At 74.3% G+C, this 21,047-nt stretch carries 19 protein-coding genes; 11 read left to right on the top strand and 8 right to left on the bottom strand.

All coding sequences use genetic code 11. The annotated features are described in order from the left end of the window. Nucleotides 1–26 precede the first annotated feature (26 nt). Nucleotides 27–1,109, bottom strand: coding sequence for a GlxA family transcriptional regulator (locus CRP51_RS03990; protein WP_245880355.1), 1,083 nt, complete (start codon nucleotides 1,107–1,109; stop codon nucleotides 27–29). Between the two features lie 70 nt (nucleotides 1,110–1,179). Here CRP51_RS03990 and CRP51_RS03985 point away from each other — a divergent pair, with 70 nt between their 5' ends. Beyond that, nucleotides 1,180–2,487 carry an MFS transporter gene (locus tag CRP51_RS03985; protein WP_245880354.1) on the top strand — a complete coding sequence of 436 codons (1,308 nt, stop codon included), beginning with the start codon at nucleotides 1,180–1,182 and terminating at the stop codon, nucleotides 2,485–2,487. A 115-nt stretch (nucleotides 2,488–2,602) separates the two neighbouring features. On the opposite strand, the gene CRP51_RS03980 is transcribed toward CRP51_RS03985, so the two are convergent. Beyond that, nucleotides 2,603–4,153 (bottom strand): tryptophan halogenase family protein, encoded by a 1,551-nt coding sequence (locus CRP51_RS03980; RefSeq protein ID WP_097229568.1) that lies wholly within the window; start codon nucleotides 4,151–4,153, stop codon nucleotides 2,603–2,605. 200 nt (nucleotides 4,154–4,353) lie between these two features. Then, nucleotides 4,354–5,094 (bottom strand): TetR/AcrR family transcriptional regulator, encoded by a 741-nt coding sequence (locus CRP51_RS03975; RefSeq protein WP_097229567.1) that lies wholly within the window; start codon nucleotides 5,092–5,094, stop codon nucleotides 4,354–4,356. A gap of 173 nt (nucleotides 5,095–5,267) precedes the next feature. On the opposite strand from CRP51_RS03975, the gene CRP51_RS03970 reads away from it, so the two are divergent. Next, nucleotides 5,268–5,738 carry a nitroreductase family deazaflavin-dependent oxidoreductase gene (locus CRP51_RS03970; RefSeq protein WP_097229566.1) on the top strand — a complete coding sequence of 157 codons (471 nt, stop codon included), beginning with the start codon at nucleotides 5,268–5,270 and terminating at the stop codon, nucleotides 5,736–5,738. Here the strand turns inward: CRP51_RS03970 and CRP51_RS03965 are convergent. The 4 genes from CRP51_RS03965 to CRP51_RS28705 form a co-directional block, all read right to left on the bottom strand. After that, nucleotides 5,716–6,174: a DUF7919 family protein gene (locus CRP51_RS03965; RefSeq protein ID WP_097229565.1), complete on the bottom strand. Its 459-nt coding sequence runs from the start codon at nucleotides 6,172–6,174 to the stop codon at nucleotides 5,716–5,718. The genes CRP51_RS03970 and CRP51_RS03965 overlap by 23 nt on opposite strands. 181 nt (nucleotides 6,175–6,355) lie before the next feature. Then, a complete protein-coding gene (locus tag CRP51_RS03960; protein ID WP_097229564.1) occupies nucleotides 6,356–9,541 on the bottom strand; it encodes a DUF6531 domain-containing protein in 3,186 nt (1,061 codons plus the stop codon). A 169-nt stretch (nucleotides 9,542–9,710) separates the two neighbouring features. Continuing rightward, nucleotides 9,711–10,604: an RDD family protein gene (locus tag CRP51_RS03955; RefSeq protein ID WP_245880353.1), complete on the bottom strand. Its 894-nt coding sequence runs from the start codon at nucleotides 10,602–10,604 to the stop codon at nucleotides 9,711–9,713. A 275-nt stretch (nucleotides 10,605–10,879) separates the two neighbouring features. Then, complete coding sequence (locus CRP51_RS28705) at nucleotides 10,880–11,026, bottom strand: hypothetical protein (protein ID WP_170970427.1); 147 nt, start codon at nucleotides 11,024–11,026, stop codon at nucleotides 10,880–10,882. 444 nt (nucleotides 11,027–11,470) lie between these two features. Here CRP51_RS28705 and CRP51_RS03945 point away from each other — a divergent pair, with 444 nt between their 5' ends. Beyond that, nucleotides 11,471–13,789: an MMPL family transporter gene (locus CRP51_RS03945; RefSeq protein ID WP_170970426.1), complete on the top strand. Its 2,319-nt coding sequence runs from the start codon at nucleotides 11,471–11,473 to the stop codon at nucleotides 13,787–13,789. A 982-nt stretch (nucleotides 13,790–14,771) separates the two neighbouring features. Here CRP51_RS03945 and CRP51_RS03940 read toward each other — a convergent pair. After that, entirely contained in the window at nucleotides 14,772–15,308 is a 537-nt protein-coding gene (locus tag CRP51_RS03940; RefSeq protein ID WP_097229561.1) for a MarR family winged helix-turn-helix transcriptional regulator, read from the bottom strand. Between the two features lie 318 nt (nucleotides 15,309–15,626). On the opposite strand from CRP51_RS03940, the gene ribB reads away from it, so the two are divergent. The 8 genes from ribB to CRP51_RS03905 all read left to right on the top strand — a co-directional run bounded on the left by ribB (nucleotide 15,627) and on the right by CRP51_RS03905 (nucleotide 21,027). Next, nucleotides 15,627–16,280, top strand: coding sequence for a 3,4-dihydroxy-2-butanone-4-phosphate synthase (gene ribB, locus CRP51_RS03935; RefSeq protein ID WP_097229560.1), 654 nt, complete (start codon nucleotides 15,627–15,629; stop codon nucleotides 16,278–16,280). 17 nt (nucleotides 16,281–16,297) lie between these two features. Continuing rightward, entirely contained in the window at nucleotides 16,298–17,515 is a 1,218-nt protein-coding gene (locus tag CRP51_RS29900; RefSeq protein WP_141514543.1) for a 1-acyl-sn-glycerol-3-phosphate acyltransferase, read from the top strand. Nucleotides 17,516–17,521: 6 nt separating this feature from the next. Continuing rightward, nucleotides 17,522–18,112: a hypothetical protein gene (locus tag CRP51_RS03925; RefSeq protein ID WP_097229558.1), complete on the top strand. Its 591-nt coding sequence runs from the start codon at nucleotides 17,522–17,524 to the stop codon at nucleotides 18,110–18,112. Continuing rightward, a complete protein-coding gene (locus CRP51_RS03920; RefSeq protein ID WP_097229557.1) occupies nucleotides 18,109–18,885 on the top strand; it encodes an SDR family oxidoreductase in 777 nt (258 codons plus the stop codon). Before CRP51_RS03925 ends, CRP51_RS03920 begins: the two co-directional genes overlap by 4 nt. A 1-nt stretch (nucleotide 18,886) precedes the next feature. Continuing rightward, entirely contained in the window at nucleotides 18,887–19,315 is a 429-nt protein-coding gene (locus tag CRP51_RS03915) for an SRPBCC family protein (protein ID WP_097229556.1), read from the top strand. Next, nucleotides 19,305–19,472: a hypothetical protein gene (locus tag CRP51_RS28700; RefSeq protein WP_170970425.1), complete on the top strand. Its 168-nt coding sequence runs from the start codon at nucleotides 19,305–19,307 to the stop codon at nucleotides 19,470–19,472. Before CRP51_RS03915 ends, CRP51_RS28700 begins: the two co-directional genes overlap by 11 nt. A gap of 176 nt (nucleotides 19,473–19,648) precedes the next feature. Then, nucleotides 19,649–20,659: a beta-ketoacyl-ACP synthase III gene (locus tag CRP51_RS03910; protein WP_097229555.1), complete on the top strand. Its 1,011-nt coding sequence runs from the start codon at nucleotides 19,649–19,651 to the stop codon at nucleotides 20,657–20,659. 110 nt (nucleotides 20,660–20,769) lie between these two features. Next, nucleotides 20,770–21,027, top strand: a complete 258-nt coding sequence (locus CRP51_RS03905) for an acyl carrier protein (protein WP_097229554.1) — start codon at nucleotides 20,770–20,772, stop codon at nucleotides 21,025–21,027. Nucleotides 21,028–21,047: the final 20 nt, after the last annotated feature.

Here is a 21,047-nt window from a genome sequence, read left to right as displayed (position 1 = left end):
CCGGCTGCCGCGCGGGCGCTCCGTGCTCACCCGCGGCCGCGGAACGTGGCGCGGTAGGCGCTCGGCGAAAGGCCGAGCGCGGCGTGGAAACGCTGGCGGAGGTTGGCCGCCGTGCCCAGCCCCGACCGTTCGGCGACCCGGTCCACGGACAGGTCCGACTCCTCCAGCAACTCCCGCGCGAAGCGCAGCCGTTGCTCCGTCAGCCAGGCCATCGGCGCCATCCCGACCTCCGCGCGGAAGCGGCGCGTGAAGTGGCGCACGCTCATCGACTCGCGCGCGGCCAGCGCCGCCAGCGTGATCGGTTCGCCCAACCGTCGCAGCGCCCACTCCCGGGACGCCGCCGTGCCGGGCGAGGCCGGCTGGGGGACCGGTTCCCTGATGAACTGGCACTGGCCGCCCTCCCGGTGCGGCGGCACCACCGTGCGGCGGGCGACGTCGTTGGCCACGGCCATCCCGTGGTCGGCGCGGATCAGATGGAGGCACAGGTCGATCCCGGCCGCGCAGCCGGCCGAGGTCAGCACCGCGCCGCCGCTCCCGCCGCCGCCCTCGCCCCCGCTCCCGCCCCCGTTTCCGTGCGTGGGGATGTCGTCACCGCCGTCCGTGTAGAGCACGTCCCGGTCGAGGGTGACCCGGGGGAAGAGCCGCGCGAAGGACTCCGCGTGGCGCCAGTGCGTGGTCGCCCGCCGCCCGTCGAGCAGCCCGGCCGAGGCCAGCACGAACGCGCCGGTGCAGATGGAGGCGACCCTGGCGTCCGGCCGCAGCCGCGCGAACGCCCGCGCCAGCGGCGGTGTCAGCTCGGGCCGGTCGAGCGTGTAGTCGTCGGGGGAGGAGAGCACCAGCACGGTGTCCGCCTCGGCCAGCGCCTCGGGACCGTGGCGCACGGTCAGCGTGAAGTCGCCGTCGGTGGGCAGCTCTCCGGGCTCGGTGGCGCAGGTCAGCACCTCGTAGAGCGGTGCGCCCTCGGGGTCCCCGCCCGCCCTGGCCTGGCCGAGGAGCTGGTGGACGATGCCCAGCTCCAGGGAGAGCAGGCGCGGGCGGACCAGGACGGCGACCCGGTGCCGGGGCGCGGCCCCGGCGGGCGGGGGAGGGAAGGCGGTGCGAGGGGTCATGGCCCGATTGTTGCGCATCCCGTCGTTCCGGCCACTGGGCGGGGCGGTGGCCCGAGGCGAGGCTGAACCCATGACCTGCGACAACGCCACGCCGGCGGCCCTCACCCCGTTCCCCGTGCCCCGGCGACGGACCCTTCCGCACCGCGCCTGGGGGATCGCGGCGGTGGCCGCCGTCGCGATCGTCACGGCCGGCGCGTTCGCCACCGTGCCGGGGCTGCTGGTGACGCCGCTGGAGAACGAGTTCGGCTGGGAGCGCGGCCAGGTGTCGCTGGCGACCGCCGTCAACATGGTGCTGTACGGGCTGACCGCGCCGTTCGCGGCCGCCGCGATGGGCAGGTTCGGGGTGCGCCGGGTGGTGCCGGTGGCGCTCGTGCTGGTCGGCGCGGGGGCGCTGCTCACCTCGGTGATGACGGCTGCCTGGCAACTGACCCTGTACTGGGGCCTGTTGATCGGGATCGGCACCGGCAGCCTCACCACGACGTTCGCCGCGACGGTCACCGCGCACTGGTTCGTGCGCCGCCGTGGAGTGGTCGTCGGAGGGCTCAGCGCGGCCGGCCACCTGGGGCAGTTGCTCTTTCTGCCGCTGCTGGCCACCGGCGTCGACCGGCTCGGCTGGCGCCCGCCCGTGGTCACCCTCGCGCTGGTCGCCCTGGCGGTGGCGGCCCTGGCCGCGTGGGCGCTGCGCGACCACCCGGCCGACGTCGGGCTCGCGCCACTCGGCGGCGCGCGCCCCGTGCCCAGGCCGGCGCGCGCCGGGGGCGCGGCGGCGCACGGGGTGCGGGTGCTGGGGCGCGCGGCGCGCACCGGGACGTTCTGGCTGCTCGCCGGGGTCTTCGCGATCTGCGGCGCCTCCACCAACGGGATCATGTGGTCCCACTGGGTGCCGGCCGCCCACGACCACGGGGTGGGCGCGACGGCGGCGGCCTCGATGCTCTCCCTGATCGGGATCTTCTCGGCGCTCGGCGCGCTGGCCTCGGGGTGGCTGACCGACCGCGTCGACCCGCGCCGGCTGCTGGTCGTCTACTTCGGGGTGCGCGCGCTGACCCTGCTCGCGCTGCCGCAGGCGCTGGGCGCCGGCGCCGGGCCCGCGCTGGTGGCGTTCACCGTCGTCTACGGGCTGGTGGACATCGCGACCGTGCCGCCGGTCATCGCGTTGGCCAACGACCGGTTCGGCGCGGACGGGCCGATCGTCTTCGGCTGGGTCAACGCCGCGCACCAACTCGGCGCCGGGCTCGCCGCGTTCCTCGCCGCCGGGGCGCGGGAACTGCTGGGCGGCTACGACCCGGTGTGGCTGGTGCTCAGCGCCGCCTGCCTGGTCGCCGCCGTGCTGGCGCCGGTGGTCGAACCGGCGGGCGCGGCGCGCGCCGACGGCCGGTGAGCGGGGGCGCGCGCCGACGGCCGGGGAACGGGGAACGGTGAACGCGCCGCCCGGTGAACGGGGAACGGACCGACCCCGGGAAGGCGGGGTCGGCCCGTCGGGGGAGGGGCGGGGCTCAGTCCAGCCGGGTGAAGTAGTCGTAGGCCTTGGGCAGGACCTTCGTCAGACCGGACGCCTTCTCCTGGATCGCCGCGAACTCCCGCCGCGCCGCCGCCGTGTCGCTGAGGTCGAGGCCGGGCGAGTGGTGCAGGTCGATGCCCCCCATGCCGAGCAGGATGCACATGTAGGAGTACGGCGGCAGCCCGTGGTAGTAGGGGAAGACGTTCTCCGAGTCGGGCAGGACGCGCTTCCAGTTCTCGATGCGCTCGGCCAACGCGTCGGGGATGACCCGGGTGTTGGTGTCCTTCCAGTACGGGGTGTCGTTCCGCTTGGCCGCCACGTAGTGCAGCACCAGGAACTCCCGCACGCCCTCCATCACATGCTCGACCGAGCGGTTGTAGAGGTCGCGGTGGACGTCGCTCCACTCGTCACCGGGGAAGTTCTTCACCAGCTGCTCGATGGCGTGGTGGATGAAGAAGATGCCGGTGGACTCCAGCGGTTCGACGAAGCCGCTGGAGAGGCCGATCGCCACGCAGTTGCGCTCCCAGGAGCGCTCGCTGCGGCCGATCCGCATCCGTATGTGGTTGGCCTCCGCGTCGGCGGCGGCCGGGCCGACGAACTCGCGCAGGGTCCGCTCGGCCTCCTCGGGGGAGAGGTAGTCCCTGGCGTAGACGTACCCGGTGCCGACCCGGCCCGTCAGCGGGATGGTCCAGATCCAGCCGGCGTCCTGCGCGGTGGAGGTGGTGCAGGGCAGGATGCCGCGCCGCTCCATGTCCATCGGCACCTGGAGCGCCACCGCGCTGTCGTTGGGCAGCGTGTCCTGGAACGAGATGAACGGCACGTCGAGCGCCTTGTTGAGCAGCATCGCGCGGAAGCCGGTGCAGTCGATGTAGAGGTCGCCGGTCAACTCGCCGTGCTCGGCGGTGCGGACGCCGCTGATCCAGCCGCGTTCGTCCAGCTCGACGTGGTTGACGTCGTCGACGATGTGCCGCACGCCCCGGTCGGTGGAGTAGCGGGTGAGGAACTTGGCCAGCAGCGCGGCCTCGAACTGGTAGGCGTAGGGGAACTGCGTCTTGCCCTGGTGCTCGGACATCGTCAGCCCCTGCATCTCCTCCGCCTCCTCGTCGAAGGGCTGGTCGATGAGGCGGCCGTCGGTGTGGCGCGGGCTCAGCCCGGCGTCGATGATCGACGGCATCACGAAGCAGTCGGTGTCGAAGCGCGCGGACGGCTTCTCCTTGAGCCACCAGTCGGTGAGCGGGAAGCCGTTGACCGAGCGCATCTGCTCGAACGGGTGGTAGAAGTGGTGGCCGGGCTCGCGCCAGTTCTCGAACCGCACGGCCAGCTTGTACGTGGCGTTGCAGGCCGGCATCCAGTCGGACTCCTTCAGCCCCAGGAAGGCGAAGAAGTGGCGGATGTCGCTGAACGTGGCCTCACCGACGCCGATGGTGCTGACCCTGTCGGACTCCACGAGCGTGATGTCGATCCGGTCGGCGAACGCGGCCTTCAGATAGGAGGCCGTCATCCAACCCGCCGTGCCGCCACCCACGATGACCACTTTGTTGACCACTGCGACTCCTGTTCGGTCGTTCCGGGCGTAGGCGACGACCCGGCGCCGCCGCTGGCGACTCTAGGGGCGCGCGGAACGGGCGGCACAGGTCGTTAAGTGGTGGGTGAAACACGCACGTTGCCCCGCGCCGACCTGCGAAGAAGCCGCTCCCGCCGCGGTCGGCCGCGCCCCGGAGGGCGGCCGTTCGCGGCCGGCCGAGGTCAGTCGCTCCCGGTCGTCGGCTCCCCGGTCCGCTCCCCGGTCGGCGGGGGGAGGCCGACGGAGCGGCCCAGTCGGGTCGCCGCGTGCTCGAAGAAGCGCTCCCGCGCGGTGACCGCCCCGTTGAACTGCCCGAAGAGCTCCGTGCTCACCAGCCCCAGCAGTTGCGCCCACGCGGCGAGGACCGCCGCCAGTGTCTCCGGGCTCAGCCCGGGGACCTGCTCGACTGTCAACGGCGCGAGGTCCTCCCGCACCTCGTCCGGGAGCGGGCCGCCCTCCGGCGGGCCGAGCCGGCCGGCCCGGTCGGCCTCCCGGACGATCACGGTCAGCGCCAGCGGCAGTCGCACCCCGGGGACCATGGTGTCGTCCGGGGCGGCGTAGCCGGGCACGGGCGTGCCGTAGAGCAGCGCGTACTCGTGCGGATGCGCCAGCGCCCAACGGCGCGCGGCGTGGCAGACGCCGACCCACCGCGCGCACGGGTCGGCGTCCGCGCGCCGCTCCAGGGCCTCGTCGACGGCGTCGCCGAGCGCGTTGTAGGAGTCCACGATCAGCGCGGTCAACAACTCGTCGCGGCTCGGGAAGTAGCGGTACAGCGCCGAGGAGACCATGCCCAACTCGCGGGCGACGGCGCGCAGCGAGAGCTTCGCCGCGCCGTCGGCGGCCAGCCGTCGGCGGGCCTCGTCCTTGATCGTGCGGGTCACCTCGTCGCGTGCCCGCTGCCGGGCGGTGCGGATGGCGGTCATGGGGAACAGTCTGCCAGCCCGATGGGAGCGGCGACCATAAACGAGAGCAGTGCTCTTGCGGGAGCGCCCGAACTCTGTCACAGTCGCTCACAACAGAGAGCAGTGCTCTCTCGTTTCCGGCTCGGTGTGCCCGTTCGCCGAGCCCGCGTCCGCACACCCAGGAGAGGTCCACGATGGAACCCCGTCGCCCCACCGCCGTCCGCACCGGAGCACTCGCCAACAGAATCAGCCACCACCTGGTCAGCACCCTGCACTCCTGGGGATGGGGCATCGGGGGCTCGCGCCGGCTGGTGGTGCGCGGCCGGAAGTCGGGGGAGTTGCGCCGGGTGCCGGTCAACCTGCTGGAGCACGACGGCCGTCACTACCTGGTCGGGGCCCGCGGTCACGTCCCGTGGACGCACAACCTGCGCGCGGCCGGCGAGGGCACGCTGGTGCTGGGGCGGCGGATCAGCCCGTTCACCGCCGTCGAGATCGAGGACGCGCACAAGCCGGAGCTGCTGCGCGCCTACCTGGAACGCTGGGAGTACCAGGTGCGGGGCTTCTTCGGCGGCGTGACGGCCCGCTCGACGGAGGAGGAGCTGCGCGCGGTCGCCGCCGACCACCCGGTCTTCGCCCTGCGCCTCAGCGCGGGGACCCGGCCGTGACCGCCGCGGACTCCGCCCGCGGCGTGCGGGCGGCCAGCACCGCCTCGACGAACTCCTCGGGCGGCCGGTAGCGGTGACGCGTCACGTAGTGATGGATCAGGGAGGGCGCGACCAGCCAGGTCCCGTCGGCCGCCACCGCCACGACCTCGGAGTTCCCCAGCAGCACGTCCTCGCCCGCCACCCTCATCCGCACCGGCCGGCGCCGCTCCCCGACGAGATGCGGCAGACCGCACGGGTGGAACCGGCTGGTCCGCTCGCGCTGGCCGTCCCGGCACAGCAGCGTCAGCGCGGCGGCGAACTCCTCGGGGACGCGGCCCCTCGCGAACCGGGGGTAGCGCCGGGTCCACGAGAGCCAGCCGACGTTGAGCGCGGTGACCCCGGAGGGGACGCCGGCGGGGTGCCTGGTGTAGCGGCTGAGGTCGGCGTAGTACGTCATGCGGGCGCTCCTCGGGTCTCTCGCAGCAGACCCTAGTGGCTCCCGCCGGCCCGGGACACCCGCGGCCCGAGGCTCCCGCCGGCCCGGGACACCCGCGGCCCGAGGCGCCCGCGGCCCGGGACACCCGGGGCGCCCGCCCCGCCCCCGCCCGCCCCGCCCCGCCCCCGCCCGCGTCGGCGCGTCACCCCCGCCAGGGCAGCAGGGTGAACGGGGCCTCCGGGTCGGCGACCGGGCTGAGGCAGCGCGCGTCGGCCGGGTCGTAGGCGCGGTGGCCGTGCCGGAAGTCGTGGAAGAGCCCCGTCTCCTCGTCGTACAACTGCCCGGGGAACCCCAGCGGGCAGTGCGCCGTGTCCGAGCCCTGCCCCGTGGGCGCGCCCCAGGGCGTCGCCCGCCGGCGCCAGACGACGTCGCCCTGCTCGTCGACCAGCTCGGTCGGCGTGCCGTCCGGGTCGGTGACCACCCCGAGCAGCCGGCCGCCGCTCTCCGTCTGCGCCAACGGGCGGCGGTGGTCGTCCGGCGCCCAGTGCCAGCTGGTCACCGAGCCGTCCGGGTCGGTGCGGGCCACCGGGACCCCGCCCGCCCAGTCGACCGTCGAACGCTCCCTGACCTCGCCGAACTCGTCCAGCAACTGCCGCGCCACCCGCCGCCCCAGCGGGTCGTGGACGTAGTGCCAGTGACTGCCGTCGGGCATGACCACGTCAGTCAGTCGATCCAGCGCGTCCCACGTGTAGTGGCAGGTGCCGACGGCGCCGGAAGGCAGCTTCCGCGTCGTCGCGACCACCCGCCCCCGCGCGTCGTGCCGCCAGCCGGCGCCCGCCGCGTCGGCGACCAGCAGCGGGCCGTCGAACTCCCGCTCGATGCCCGCCAGTTGTCCCCGGGCGTCGTACTCGAACGCCGTCTCGCCCGCCGCCTCCCGCACCCGGGTGGGGCGGCCGACCGCGTCCCGTTCCCAGCGCGTCTCGCCCGCCACCTCGTCGAAGGAGCCGGTCAGGGCGCCGTCCGCCCGGTACTCCCAGCCGCGGCGGCGGCGCGAGGTGCCCGAGAGCAGCGTCTGCTCCACCAGCCGCCCCGCCGCGTCCCACCGCTGGCGCACCGCGCCCGACCTGCCGAATCCGCGCGCCACCTCCCGCCCGTCGGCGTCCAGCTCCAGCGCCACCCGGTGGCCGTCGGCGGTCAGCTCCACCAGCCGGCCCGCGGCGTCCCGCGTCTGCTCGGTCGTGCCGCCCGAGGGGTGCGTCAGCCGGACCGTGCGCCCCGCCGCGTCCCGTTCGAACGTCACGGCGCGGTCGCCCACCAGCTCGGCCAGCACCGCGCCGAACGGGTCGCGCTCGATCGTCAGCCGGATCTCGCTGTTCTCCGCGGCGACCAGCCGGCCGACCTCGTCGTAACGGAAGACGTCCCGGCCCAGGTCGGTGCGCCGCTCCACCAGCCGGCCCCGGGCGTCGAGGCGGAGCGAGACCCGCTGGCCGGCGCCGTTGGTCCAGCCGACGCACCGGCCCGCCGCGTCGTGGCGCAGCCGGATCGGGCGCTCCCCGACGTCCGCCAACTCCACGGGCCGGCCGGCCGCGTCGTGGGTGTACTCCCAGGCGCGGCCGGCGGCGTCGACGATCCTGGTCCGCCGCCCCTCGGCGTCGTACGCGTAGCGCAGCGTCCGGCCGTCGGGGCGGGTGAGGGCGTGCACGAGGCCGAGCGGGCCGCGCTCCCAGCGGGTCTCGCCGCCGGCCGGGTCGGTGTGGGCGACGAGCCGGCCCAGCGGATCGCGCCGCCACCGGTCCTCCGCCCCCGTCGCGTCGGTCAGCGCCACGACCCGGCCGAGGGCGTCGCGCTCCACCCGCCGCTGGCCGCCCCCGGGGCCGGTGATCCGCACCACGGCGCCGTGCGCGTCCCGCTCCAGGGTCGTGGTCTCGCCGGTCGGGTCCGTGACGGAGACCGGCAGCCCGGCCCGGTCGCACGTGTACCGCCACTCCGCGCCGAGGGCGTCGGTGACGGTGGCCAGCGCGCCGCGCGGGTGGTGGGTCAGCCGCAGATGACGCCCGCCGGGCGCCGTCACCGAGGCGAGTCCGCCGCGCGCGTCCCAGGCCAGCCGGGTGGTCTCGCCGTCCTCCGCGACACACAGCGTGGGCCGGCCGTCCGCGTCGTGCTCGACGGTGCGCCGGGTGCCGTCCGGCCAGACGGTCTCGACCAGGTGGCCGAGCGGGTCGTAGCGGTGGGTCGTGGTGTGCCCGAGCGGGTCGGTGACGGTCAGCAGCCGTCCCTCGGCGTCGCAGGTGTAGCGGGTCACGTTCCCCAGGGGGTCGGTCAGGGAGACCAGTTGGCCCGAGCCGTCGCGTGTGAAGACCCACGCCTCGCCCAGCGCGTCGGTCCGCGTGGTCCTGGCGCCCTCGTAGGCGAACGTGCGGGAACGCAGCCCGTCGGGCCCGGCGACCGCGACGATCCGGCCGCGCGCGTCGTGCGTGTAGCGGAAGGTGTCGCCTGCGCGGTCCCGGCGCTCGACGATCCGGCGGTCCTCGTCGTAGAGGTGGTGCTCGACACCACCGGCGGCGTCCTCCACCTCGGTCAGGTTGCCCGCGCGGTCGTACCGGCAGCGCAGCAGCGTGGGCGCGCCCTCGGCGCTCAGCAGCCGCGCCTCGACCACCCGCCCGGCGGCGTCGGTCTCGAACCCGAGCCGGTGGCCGCCGCTGTGCGTGATCTCCCGGGGGCGGCCCCTGGCGTCCCGGCGGATGGCCAGCGCGTTGCCCCAGCTGTCGACGACGGCGACCAGCGGCAGCTCGGCGCCCGTGCCGTCGGGCAACGACCGGAAGCGCAGCGTGAGCCGGGCCTCGGGCCGGTGGACGGTGATCGTGCCGCCCGGCGTGCCGTCCCAGGTCAGCGGCCAGCGCCCGCCGCGCTCGGGCAGCACGGGACGGCCGGAACCGGCCTCCGGCCGCGGGTAGTGCAGCAGCCGGCCGGTCTCCGTCACCAGCCGCACCGAGCGGTCCCGCAGCAGCAGCCGCTGGTCGAGCGTGGAGGCCCAGGCCACGCCGAACGCGCGGCCAGCCCTGGTCCTGCCCCGGTGATGGCGCGTCAGCACCAGGGGCAGCACCCCTTGCAGCCGGACGTCCTCCGAGGTCAGCCGCAGCCGGCCGCGCAGCGGATCGACGCCGTCGATGCCGGGCAACGGCCGCGCGACCGGCCGCTCCTCGCCGGCCCACAGCGGGGCCAGCCGGGGGCGGCCCGACTCCGGCGCCACCGGGCCGAGCCACGGTCCCCGCCACAGCTCCTCGGGCTCCGCGAGCGAGGGCGTCGCGACTCTCGGCACCCCGGCGAGGGGGGAACCGTCCAGCGGGGAACCCTCACCGGCCGATCCGCCCAGCGGTGACCCGGTCATGGCGCTCTTCCACCTTCCCTCAGCCGCCCGGCGGCGCTGCCGGGCGAACCGTCCTGCTCACCGACCGTAGGGCGCCGGGGGAAGGTCATCAACTGGGGCCCCCGAGCCCGCCGCTCGCCGTTACAGTGGTCGTTTCCCCACTTCACGCGGCCCGGGACGCGGGCCGGCCTCAGAAGTGGCGCGCCCCGTCGTCGTCCGGCGGAAGACCGCCGCCCGCGCGCGGGGCCGCCCCGGGTATCGGGGGGCCGCCGACCGGGCCGGCGGCCGGCGGCCCGGCCGGCACCTCGCCCGGCGCCGCCGCGCGGCCCCCCGGCAGCAACCGCCGCCCCCGGCCGATCGCCGCCCTGGCGCGCTCCGACTCGGCGACGCGCTGCGCCGCCTGCCACGCGGCCCGGCCGCCCTGCGCCGTGTACCGCGCGGTGGCGGCGGCCGTCGCCCCGAGCAGCCCGCCGTCCACGCGGGTCCCCGCGCACCGGTCGGCCAGCGAACGCCGGTCGCCGGCCAACGCCGGTGTCGCGTTGGCCAGGAAGACCACCACCGTCAGCACCAGCACCGCCCCGCTGGCCAGGAAGGCGCCCGACAGCAGCAGGCAGCAGGCCAGCGACAGCAGCCCCACGTCGGCGACCGTGGTGACCGCCGCCCGCACCGCCGCCGCGCGCCGGCTCGGCCGCGCCGCGTCACCCGCGGCGCCGACCACGCCGCCCCCGCCGCCGGCGGGGGAGACCCGCAGCCCCAGCAGTGCCTTGCCCAGGGTGGTGCCGGCGAACGCCAACGACAGGAACTGGTAGAGGAAGGTGGCCAGTACCAGCAGCGCGAAGCCCTGCTGCACGGCGCGTATCGAGCGGCGCCACAGCGACTCGCCCAACGCCTGCCCGGCCTCGGCGAGATCGCCGTCCGAGGTGACGACCTTCCACACCCCGGTGCCGGCCAGCCCCTCCACGTCGCCCAGCATGGCGCTGATCCGGTGGAAGGTCAGGAACCCCAGCAGCACGGCGACCGTGACCACCAGCGCGTAGTCCACCAGCCAGGCGGTGACCCGCCGCCATCCCGGCGCTTTCGTCACGGCCCGCTCCGGCGCCGCACCGGCGTCCACGCGGGCCCCCTCGCCCCACCCGTCCATGCTCTGCCCCCGAATCCCGACCCCGCAGGGCCCCTCCCGACCGCCGGCCTCTCAGGGAATGGCCAGACGGTTACTCTCCGATGTCACATCGTAGCGGCGCCCACCGACAACGCCCGCCACTTCGAGACGACGACGGCGGCGGCGACCGGGCGCGGACGGCCGCGAACGGCCGCAGACGGGCGCCGACAGGACGCGACACGGCTACGAGGGCGTCCCGCTCACTCCCCGGGGAACACCACCGTCAACTCCGCGCCCCCCGACGGCTCCTGACGGGCCTCGGCCTCTCTCACCAGCGCGCCCAACGCCAGGAGCAGCAGCGCCGCCGCCGCCCCGAACGCCACCCGCCACCCGTTGTTCCCGGTCATCCCGCACGCACCCCCGTACGCCGCGTCACCCCTCACCGCGAGGACGCGGTCGGGCGCCGCGCGGTTCCCGCCGCGCCGTTCCCCGGGGCGGAGCCCGAGCGGGACCGGCGGACTCCCGAGCGGCTTCGGGGGCGCCCCGCCAAGCCCCGGCGTAAGCCCCGGCGCAATGCCGGGTGCAAGGCCAGGCGCAAGCCGGGCGCGGGGTCCGGCGGGCCCAACCCCGTGAACGAGCGTGCGATTACCGGCGTTTCCCGGGTCCGTCACCTGCGGCGGAGCCGTTTGATGCGTGATCCGACAAGGATGTCGCCCCACAGATGTTGCGTCATCGATGGCGTGTCATGCATGATGAAGCATCGATTACGCGACATCAATCGGATGGTCGCCCTGAGTCGTGTCGGCGTGCCCGGCGTCCACGGCTGCCGGGCAGCACTCCAGGAGCGGAAAATGAAGACACTGACACGTTTGTCCCTCGACCGGCCCAAGGCCGTCGTCCTCGGCTGGCTGGTCATCCTCGCCGTGGCCATGCCCTTCGCCCTCCAGCTCACCGGGGCCCTCAAGGCCGGTGGGTTCTCCGACCCCAGGGGCGCGTCCGTCGACGCCCAGGAGACCCTTGAGGCGGCGTTCGACGAGGCCCCCAACTCCCTGCTGATCGTCCTCAACGGCGACGACCCGGCGGCCGTCGACGCCGCAGTCGACACGGCCGGCCAGGCCGCCGACCGGGAGGGGGTGTCGGCCGTCGTCGACCGCGACGACCAGCCCGGCTGGGTCTCGGAAGACGGCCGGACCACCTTCCTCCAGGTCGCCTTCACCAGCGACAACACCACCGTCCAGAACCTCGTCCCCGACGTGCGGGACGACGTGGGCGAGGCCGTGGGCCCGGACGTCGAGGTCAACGTGACCGGCGCCCCCGCGCTCGACTACGCGCTCAACATGCACTCCAAGGACGACGTCACGCGCGCCGAACTCATCGCGTTCCCGGTGCTCTTCGTCGTGCTGCTGCTGGTCTTCCGGTCGGTCGCCGCCATGGCGGTGCCGCTCGCGCTGGCCGGCGTGACCCTGATGATCACCCAGGCCATCGGCTTCGCGATGACCAAGGTGACCGACGTCAACAGCCTCTTCACCAACATCGTCACCATGGTCGGCCTGGCCGTCGCCGTCGACTACTCGCTCTTCATCGTCAAGCGGTTCCGCGAGGAGCTGGCCGAGGGGCTCGACGTGCGCCGCGCCCTGGAGCGCACCATGGCCACCGTCGGCCACTCGGTGCTCTTCAGCGGCCTGGCCGTGGTCGTCGCGCTCTCCGCGCTCTTCGTTCCCCGCGCCATGTCCTTCACCAGCATCGCGCTGGGCGGCGTCGCGGTCTCCGTGATCGCGGTGCTGATGGCGATCACCCTGCTGCCGGCCGTGCTGAGCCTGCTCGGCCACCGGATCAACTGGGGCTCGCTGCGCCGCCGTTCGCGCTCCGGCGCCGCCGGCTCCCCGACGGGCGACACCGGCTCCGCCGCCTCGGCCGACGGGAACGCCGACGCCCCGCGCGTCACCCGTTTCCCCGGGCGCCCCGGCGTCGTGCTGGCCGGCCTGGCCGTCGGCTTCACCGTGCTCGCCCTGCCCGCGACCCAGCTCACCCTGCGCGTCCCGGTCGCCAGCGCCGACATCCTGCCCGCCTCAGACGAGGCCAGGGTCGGCATGGAGCGCATCCAGGAGGACATCGGCATCCGCGAGATGTTCCCGATCCAGGTGGTGCTCACCGCCGACGAGGCGAACGCCGCCGAACTGCTGGAGACCGCCGGCGCCGTCGCCGACCGGGCGGCGGGGCTGCCCGGCGCCGACGAGGTGCGCAGCGTCTCCGATCTCCCGCTGGGCGCCGCGGAGTTGACGCAGGCCCTGGACGGCACGCTGACCCTCGACGACGAGGCCGCGGCCGCCGTGGCCCAGCTGGTCAGCACCGAGGACGGCTCGCTGGTCACCCGGGTGATGGTGATCGCCGCCGGTGACCCGGACAGCTCCGTGGCCCACGACCTGGTCGGCGAGCTGCGTTCCGAGGTCGACGACCTGACCGGCACCGGCGTCGAGGCGAAGATCGCGGGCGCCACCGCGACCGGATCCGACTTCGACAGCCTGGTGCTGCGCTCGGCCCCCGTGGTCGTCGGCTTCGTCGCCCTGCTCAGCTTCCTGATCCTGCTGGCCGCCTTCCGCTCGGTGCTGCTGCCGCTGCTGGCCCTCGCGCTGAACGTGGCGGTCGTCGCGGCCAGCCTGGGCGTCCTGGCGCTGGTCTCCGGCAACGGCGAGCAGAGCATCAACAGCGTCACCCCGCTCATGCTCTTCGCCGTGATGTTCGGCCTGAGCATGGACTACATGGTGATCATGTTCTCCCGGATGCGGGAGATGTACCTGGACGGTGTCCCGCACCGCCAGGCCGTCCTCGGCGGCCTGGCCCGCACGGCCGGTCTGGTCAACGGAGCGGCGGCGATCATGGTGGCCGTGTTTGCTTCCTTCACGAGTGCACAGATCAGCATCGTTCGCGAACTGGGCATCAGCCTCGCGGTCGCCGTTCTGCTGGACGCGGTCGTCGTCCGTCGCCTGCTGATGCCGGCAGCGCTTCTGTTGATCGGTGAGCGGATCTGGGGACGTCGGCCGGCGGGAACCGCCCCGACCGACCCCCCGGCCCCGATCGAGGCCGCCGACGGTCCCGACTCCCTCCCCCCGGGCGCGGAGGTCTCCTCCGAGGCGGACTCTCCCCGGTCCGCCGCCCCCGCCCTGCGCTGACGTTTCCCCCGACGTAGCGCAGACCGTCTGTGCCGCCCGGCCTCACCAGGCCGGGCGGCACAGGCATGTCCGGGGGCGGGGTCTGCCCTCGGCGGCGCTCGGCGCCCCGGGGAGGCCGCCGGACCCCTTCCCGGCGCCCGGCCGCCCGGCGGCCCCGTGGCGCCGCGGGAGGGGCGTCCCGCCGGCCCTTCGCGCCTCCCGGGTCCGCACCGTCGAGAAGCGCGCCGGCCGGGCCCCTCGCGCGCGCCTGGGCGGGCGGGGCTCCGCCGGTCCACGGCAGGCCACGCGCGCCGTGGACCGCGCGCCTTCTCCGCCTACGGATGGCCTTGCCGGCCTTGCCGGTTCCTGCGGGGTTGCCGGCGTCGCCGGTCGTGCGGCGTTGCCGGCGTTCGGTCCGGCCGCTCTGCGGTCGTGTGGTCCGGCCGGTCCTGCTGCCCAGCCGGTCTGCCGCTTTGCGGTCCGGCGGTTCTGCCGGCCCTGCCGGTCGTGCGGTCCTGCGACCCTGCTGCTCCTGCTGGTCCTGCGGTCCTGCGGCCCCTGCCGGCCTTGCCGGTCCTGCCGGCTGTGCTGCGCGCCTGCGGCTGGGGCGGCCCCGGCGGTGGCGCGTGGAACGACGCGGTGACGCGCGGAACGGCGCGGAAGCGCGGAACGGCGCGGGCGCGCGCGGAACGACGCAGGGGCGCGCGAAACAGCGCGCAAGCGCGGAGCGGCGCGGAAGCACGGAACAGCGCGGAACAGCACGGAAGCGCGCGCATAGGCGCGGCCGGCGGGTGGTCGGTCGCCGGGGGCGGCGGGTGGTCGGCGTTCGGGCCGGGGCGTTCGGGCCGCGTGGGCGCCGCGCCTCCCGGGAACGGCCGAGGACCCTCGCGAGCTCGCGAGGGTCCTCGGCCGTGCTGGTCAGGCGGTCATGCGGTCATGCGGGTGACGCGAGCGACGCGAGCGTGGGGGGCGGCGTGGGTCGGCGCCGACGGGCGCCGGACGTTCACTTCCCCCCGGTGAAGTCCTCGCGCGGGAACCGCTCCGCGATGGTGGCGGCGCTCGGTGTGCCGTCGATGACGCGGCGAAGGGCCATGATCACGATCTCCCGGTGCTCCTCCGAGAGCCCGCTGCCCACCATCCGGTCCATCGCGGTGTCGACCTCCCGCAGCTGCGGGATCATCTCCTCGCCCCGGGTGCTGAGCCGCAGGTAGATCACGCGGCGGTCGATGCGGCCGGGCTCGCGTTCCACCAGGCCGGCCTTGGTCAGGGTGTCCACCAGCCGGCTCGGGCTGCCGCTCTCGCAGACCACCTGGCGTCCCAGCTCGGCCAGGGTCAGCGGGGCCTTGCGGGAGAGCACCAGCAGGATCTCGGCCTGGGCCGGGGTGAGCCCGAGCGGGCGCAGTTGGGCGCTCATCGCGCGGGCGCCCTCGCGCTGCGCGGCGAGGACCAGGTAGCGCAGCTCGGTGTCGCCCGTGGAGGGCGGACTGTCGTGACCGCCCACGTCAACGGGTGGGTCGGCCAGGGATGTTCGTCGGGTCATGGGGGGCCTCCGGGTCGTTGTGAGGTCGTCGGGAACGGGGGAGCCGCCGAGGCGGCCAACGCTCATCTCCATGATGCCACATCCATGACACCTAAAAAGATGACCCGTCATCGATATGGATACCGCTTCAAGTGTCCATCAAACCCAAAGAAGGTGTTGCAACACCGATGTTCTGTCATGCATGATTAAGCATCGATGTTACGGCATCGATTTGCGACAGGGATCGTGTGCCTTGTGGCGCTCGGCCCGCACCACCGCACCACCGCACAGCACGACCCAGACAGCAGTCCGACAGCAGGAAACGAAGGAGACATCCCCATGAGCGTTCAGACCCTCGACGCCCCGCCCATCGTCCTCGACGAGGCCGCCACCGCCGTCGCCGCCATCGCCCGTGGCGAGCTGGTCGTGGTCGTCGACGACGAGAACCGCGAGAACGAGGGCGACCTGATCGTCGCCGCCGACCACGCGGACGCCGCCGCGATCAACTACATGATCACGCACGGTCGCGGTCTGGTCTGCGTCTCCGTCACCGAGGAGCGCGCCGCCGAGCTGAACCTGCCGCCCATGGTGGACCGCAACGAGGACCACCACGGCACCGCCTTCACCGTCAGCGTCGACGGCGGCCCCGAGCACGGCGTCACCACCGGCATCTCCGCCCCCGACCGCGCCAAGACCATCGAGCTGATCCTCGACGGCAAGAGCGAGGACCTGCGGCGGCCGGGCCACATCTTCCCGCTGGTCGCCCGTCCGGGCGGCGTCCTGGCGCGGCCCGGCCACACCGAGGCCGCCGTGGACCTGGCCCGCTTCGCCGGCCTGCGCCCCGCCGGCGTCATCGTGGAGATCATCCTGGAGGACGGCACCATGGCCCGGCTGCCCCACCTGGCCGAGTTCGCCCGCCGCGAGGGCCTGGTGCTGACCAGCATCGAGAAGCTCCAGGAGTACGCCGCCGCGCAGCTGCGGGCGACCCGGTGAGCCGGATACCCGGCCTGATGGCGCGTGTCACGACCGCCGTTACCCGTCCCGCGGTCGTGACCCGCTATCTCTCCGGAGTCGAAGGCGTCCAGCACATCCCCGTGGACGGGCCGTTCGTGCTCGTCCCCAACCACAGCAGCTTCTCCGACCATCTGATCCTCGACGCGGTGTTGCACGCCCTGCGCGACACCCCGTCCTCCTACCTGACCAAGTCCGAGGCCTTCGACAACACGCTCCGCGCCCAGTGGACCGTGGGCATGGGCGGCATCCCGGTCGACCGCGACCAGCCGGGGCGGGACCTCCTCGCCAAGGTGGACGGGGTCCTGAACGGCGGCGGCGCCCTGGTGATCTACCCCGAGGGAACCCGCGGCACCGGCTGGCCGCTGCTCCCCTTCAAGGACGGCGCGTTCCGCTTCGCCGACCGGGCCAGGGTCCCGGTCATCCCGGTCGCCCTCTGGGGCGCCCAGCACATCCTCCCGAAGGGAGCCAACCTCCCTCGGAGCGCCAAGGCCCGCGTGGTCTTCGGCGCCCCCCTGACCCCCGACCTCTCCCTCCCCCGCAAGCAGCGCATCGCCGACTTCACCGAACGGACCAGGTCCGCCCTGGAGACCCTGGTCCTGACCGCCGCCCAGCCCAGGTCGGAACGCGACGCCGAGGCCACCGCCGCCCTCGCCGCCCGCGCCACCGCCATGATCGAACGCTCGCTCAGCAGGACCGACTCCCAGTCCCCCGACCGCCGACGAGACCAGGCGTCCCTCCTGCTGCGCCTCGGCCGACTCACCGACCCCGACAACCCCGACCTGCGCGTGACCCGGGCCAGGCTGGCCGGCCTCCGCGCACTCGACGCCTCCCCGCCGCGGCGCCTGGCGCTGCTGCGGGGGGTGCGACGGGAGGCCGAGGACGTCCTGCGCGACCACCCCGACCACCTGATGGCCCGCTACCTGCTGGGGCGTTGGCACCTGCTGACGCCCCGGCAGCTGGGGGGCCGGCCGGAGAAGGCGCTGGGACACCTGCGGGAGGCCGCGCGACGAGGCGCGACCGACACCCGCTACCCGATGGCCTACGCCGAGGCCCTGATCACCACGGGGCAGCACCACGAGGCGAGCGGGGTGCTGCGGCGGGTGATCGACGCCCCGGCGCCCGACCGCCGGACGGCGGACCGCAGGCAACGCGCACAGGCCCGTTACAGCGAACTGACCGTGACCCACGCTGCGGTTCCCAGCCCCGGAAGGTGACCCGACATGTCCCAACCTCCGATCCTGTGGTGCGGAAGCACCCTGGTGGTCTTCGACGGGCCGCGCCGCCTGACCTGGCGCAGGGGGCCCAGGGGCGAGTGGTTCCCCGTCTCCCTGTGGCCGACGCCGCAGCAGGCGCTCCAGGTCAACGAGCACCTGGCGCAGGGCGGGGGACTGCTGGTCCTCGTCGAGGAGGCCGAGACCGAGATCCCGCTGCACACCGAGGAGCTGGCGGGCGCCCCCTGGGAGCTGGCGGAGAAGGTGACGGTGGACGACGGCCTCGCCGAACTCCGCGTCCCCGCGCTCGACTGGCTGCCGGAGGAACTTCAGGCGCGGGGGCGGAAGTTCCTCAAGGACACGGCCTGCTTCTTCGAGCGCCAGCCCGACCTGCTCATCCCGCACCTGGTCGTCGAGCCGCTCGGCCCGACCCCGGAGAACCTGCGCTTCGGGCGGCTCCGCCCGCCCCGCCGGTGCACCGACGAGCGCCTGCGCACCGTGGCCGACCACCTCTTCGACCACGGACTGACCATGCCCCGCGCCCCCGAGTCGCTCGGCGACGACGCCTCGTGGGCCCCCGTGTTGGAGACCATCTCATGAACGACGACACCCTGACTGTGGCGCCGCCCGACCGGCGGATCACCGCCCCGCTCGACGGCCGGGTCGTGGCCCTGACGGGCTCCGCCCGGGGCCTGGGCCTCCAGATCACCGAGGCGCTGCTCGCCCAGGGCGCCCAGGTGATCGCCAACTACCGCTCGATGTCCCGCGAGTTGCAGGAACTGGGCCGCGTCAACGGCGAACGGCTGCGGCTGCTGCCCGGCGACGTCACCAGCGAGGAGACGGCCGAGTCCCTGGTCGTCGAGGCCCGCCGCCTCGGCCGGCTGGACGTCCTGATCCACAACGCCGGCATCACCCGCGACCAGCCGCTGGTCCGGATGCCCGTCGAGGACTGGGACGAGGTCCACCGGGTGAACCTGCGCGGCGCGTTCCTCAGCACCAAGCACGCGCTGAAGCTGATGATGCGGGCCCGGTACGGGCGGATCATCTACGTCTCCTCCGTCACCGCGCTCACCGGCAACACCGGGCAGGCCGCCTACACCTCGTCCAAGTCCGGGCTGCACGGCCTGGCGCTGTCCGTCTCCCAGGAGTACGCCTCCTACAACGTCCGCACCGCGACCGTCGCCCCCGGCATCCTCGACACCGGCCTCGGCTCGGTCGTCGCCCCCGCCCAGCGCCGCCGCATGGAGGACCGCTCGCTGCTCGGCCTCGGCCCCGCCGACCAGACCGCCGCGACCGTCGCCTTCCTCGCCAGCCCCGCCGCCGACTACATCAACGCGACCGTGATCCGCACCGACGGAGGAATGAGGTACTGACATGCACCAGCCGAACGAACGCGGCTCGAACGTCCTGATCGACTCCCCGGCCCTGACGGTCTTCCAGATCCTGCTGGAGCCGCGCCGGCTGGCCGAGTGGAACCCGGCGTTCCTCTCGGTGAGCGGCCCACCCGAGGCGCGCGTCGGGACCCACTACCCGATCCGGGCCAGGGGCGGACTCTCCGGCCACTGGGAGTACCACCGGATCGAGGAGTCCCGCGTCGAGGGGTACTGGGAGGTTCCGGGACTGGTCGAGCACAACACCTGGGAGCTGAGCCCCTACGGCGACGGCACCCACGTGCGCCACTCCTTCGCCCACCAGGGCGCGCTGGCCGCGCTGCTGCGCCCGGCGTTCGCGAACGTCGCGGACCTCAGGCTGGGACGGCTCGCCGAGCGGGCCCAGGCACGGAGGCCGGTCGATGTCGCCTGAGTTGGCGGCCGTGGCGGAGCGGCCCGGCACACGCCCCCAGTCCGAGATCCCCGTCCGACTCACCGAGGAGAACGCCTGCTGGAGCGGGCCCGCCTCGCTCTTCCAGGCCCGCGAGCAGCAGCCCGCGGAACCCCACATCGTGCGGGGCGTCGACTGAGACCGCCCCCGCACCCCAGCCGGCGGTGGGACCGGAACGGTCACCGAACCGCTCCCGGGAACGACCCGGTCCCACCGCCACCTTCGAACCCGCCCTCCTGAACGTTCCGCGCCACCCGCACCACCGCACCGTCCCGCGCACGTACTGCCAGAACCCGACGACCTGGGGAGGCCACCATGCCCAGCAGTACCGTTCCGCGCGCGCCCCTGGGCGCGCCCCACGCCCGGGTGCTCGGGGTCGGCGGCTACCGCCCGACCCGCGTGGTGCCCAACGACGAGATCGTCCACCGCATCGACTCCAGCGACCAGTGGATACGCGAACGCTCCGGCATCGCGGAGCGCCGCTGGGCCGGACCCGAGGAGACCGTGGCCGCGATGGGCGCCATCGCCGGCGCCAAGGCGCTGGCCCAGGCCGGCGTCACCGCCGAGCGCCTCGGCGCCGTCGTCGTCGCCACCTCCACCCACTTCGCCCAACTGCCCGCCGTGGCCACCGACATCGCCGAACGGGTGGGCGCCAGGGGCGCCGCCGCGTTCGACCTCGGCGCCGCCTGCGCCGGCTTCACCCACGGCCTGGCCCTCGCCGCCGACATGGTGCGGGGCGGCAGCGCGGAGTACGTGCTGCTCGTCGGCTCCGAGCGGATGTCCGACCTGATCGACCACGACGACCGCGCCACCGCGTTCCTCTTCGGCGACGGTGCCGGCGCCGTCGTGGTCGGCCCCTCGCCGACGCCCGGCATCGGACCCGTCGTCTGGGGTGCCGACGGCTCGCAGCGCTCCGCGATCGAACAGACCGCGTCCTGGCTGGAGTTGCGCGAGGACCCCGGACGTTCCTTCCCGGCGCTGACGATGCGCGGCCAGCAGGTCTTCCGCTGGGCCGTCTACGAGATGGCCAAGGCCGCCCGCGACGCGCTCGACGTCGCCGGGGTCACCGCCGACCAGCTGGACGCGTTCGTGCCCCACCAGGCCAACCTGCGGATCGTCGAGGCGCTGGCCAAGGCCATCGGTCTCCCCGGGGAGGTGCCGATCGCCCGCGACGTCGTGGACTCCGGCAACACCTCGGCCGCCTCCGTCCCGCTCGCCATCGAACGACTGCTCTCCGGAGGCGAGGCCCCCAGCGGCGGCCTCGCCCTCACCATCGGCTTCGGCGCCGGCCTCTCGCACGCCGCCCAGGTCCTCACGCTGCCCTGACCCGTTCAGCCCGCTCCCGCCCGACTCCTCCCGCCCGACTCCTCCCGTCCGACTCCTCTTGTACGGCGCACCGTTCGCACGACCCGACCACGTCCCAAGGAGAGAACGCCATGACCACGATCACCACCCAGCAGGCCCTCGTCATCACCGGCATCTCGGAGATCCTCCAGGAGGTCGCCGGCACGCCCGCCGAGGACGTCACCCCCGAGGCCAACTTCGCCGAGGACCTGGACATCGACTCGCTGACCATGGTCGAGGTCGTGGTGGCCGCCGAGGAACGTTTCTCGATCGCCATCCCCGACGCGGAGGTCAAGGACCTGGTGACCGTCGCCGACGTCGTCGAGTTCGTCCGCCGGGTCACCGGCTGACGGCGACCGAACCCCACCAC

The organism is Streptomyces zhaozhouensis (assembly GCF_900230195.1).
GTDB lineage: Bacteria > Actinomycetota > Actinomycetes > Streptomycetales > Streptomycetaceae > Streptomyces > Streptomyces zhaozhouensis.
This window is presented reverse-complemented; position numbering and strand designations above follow the sequence as displayed.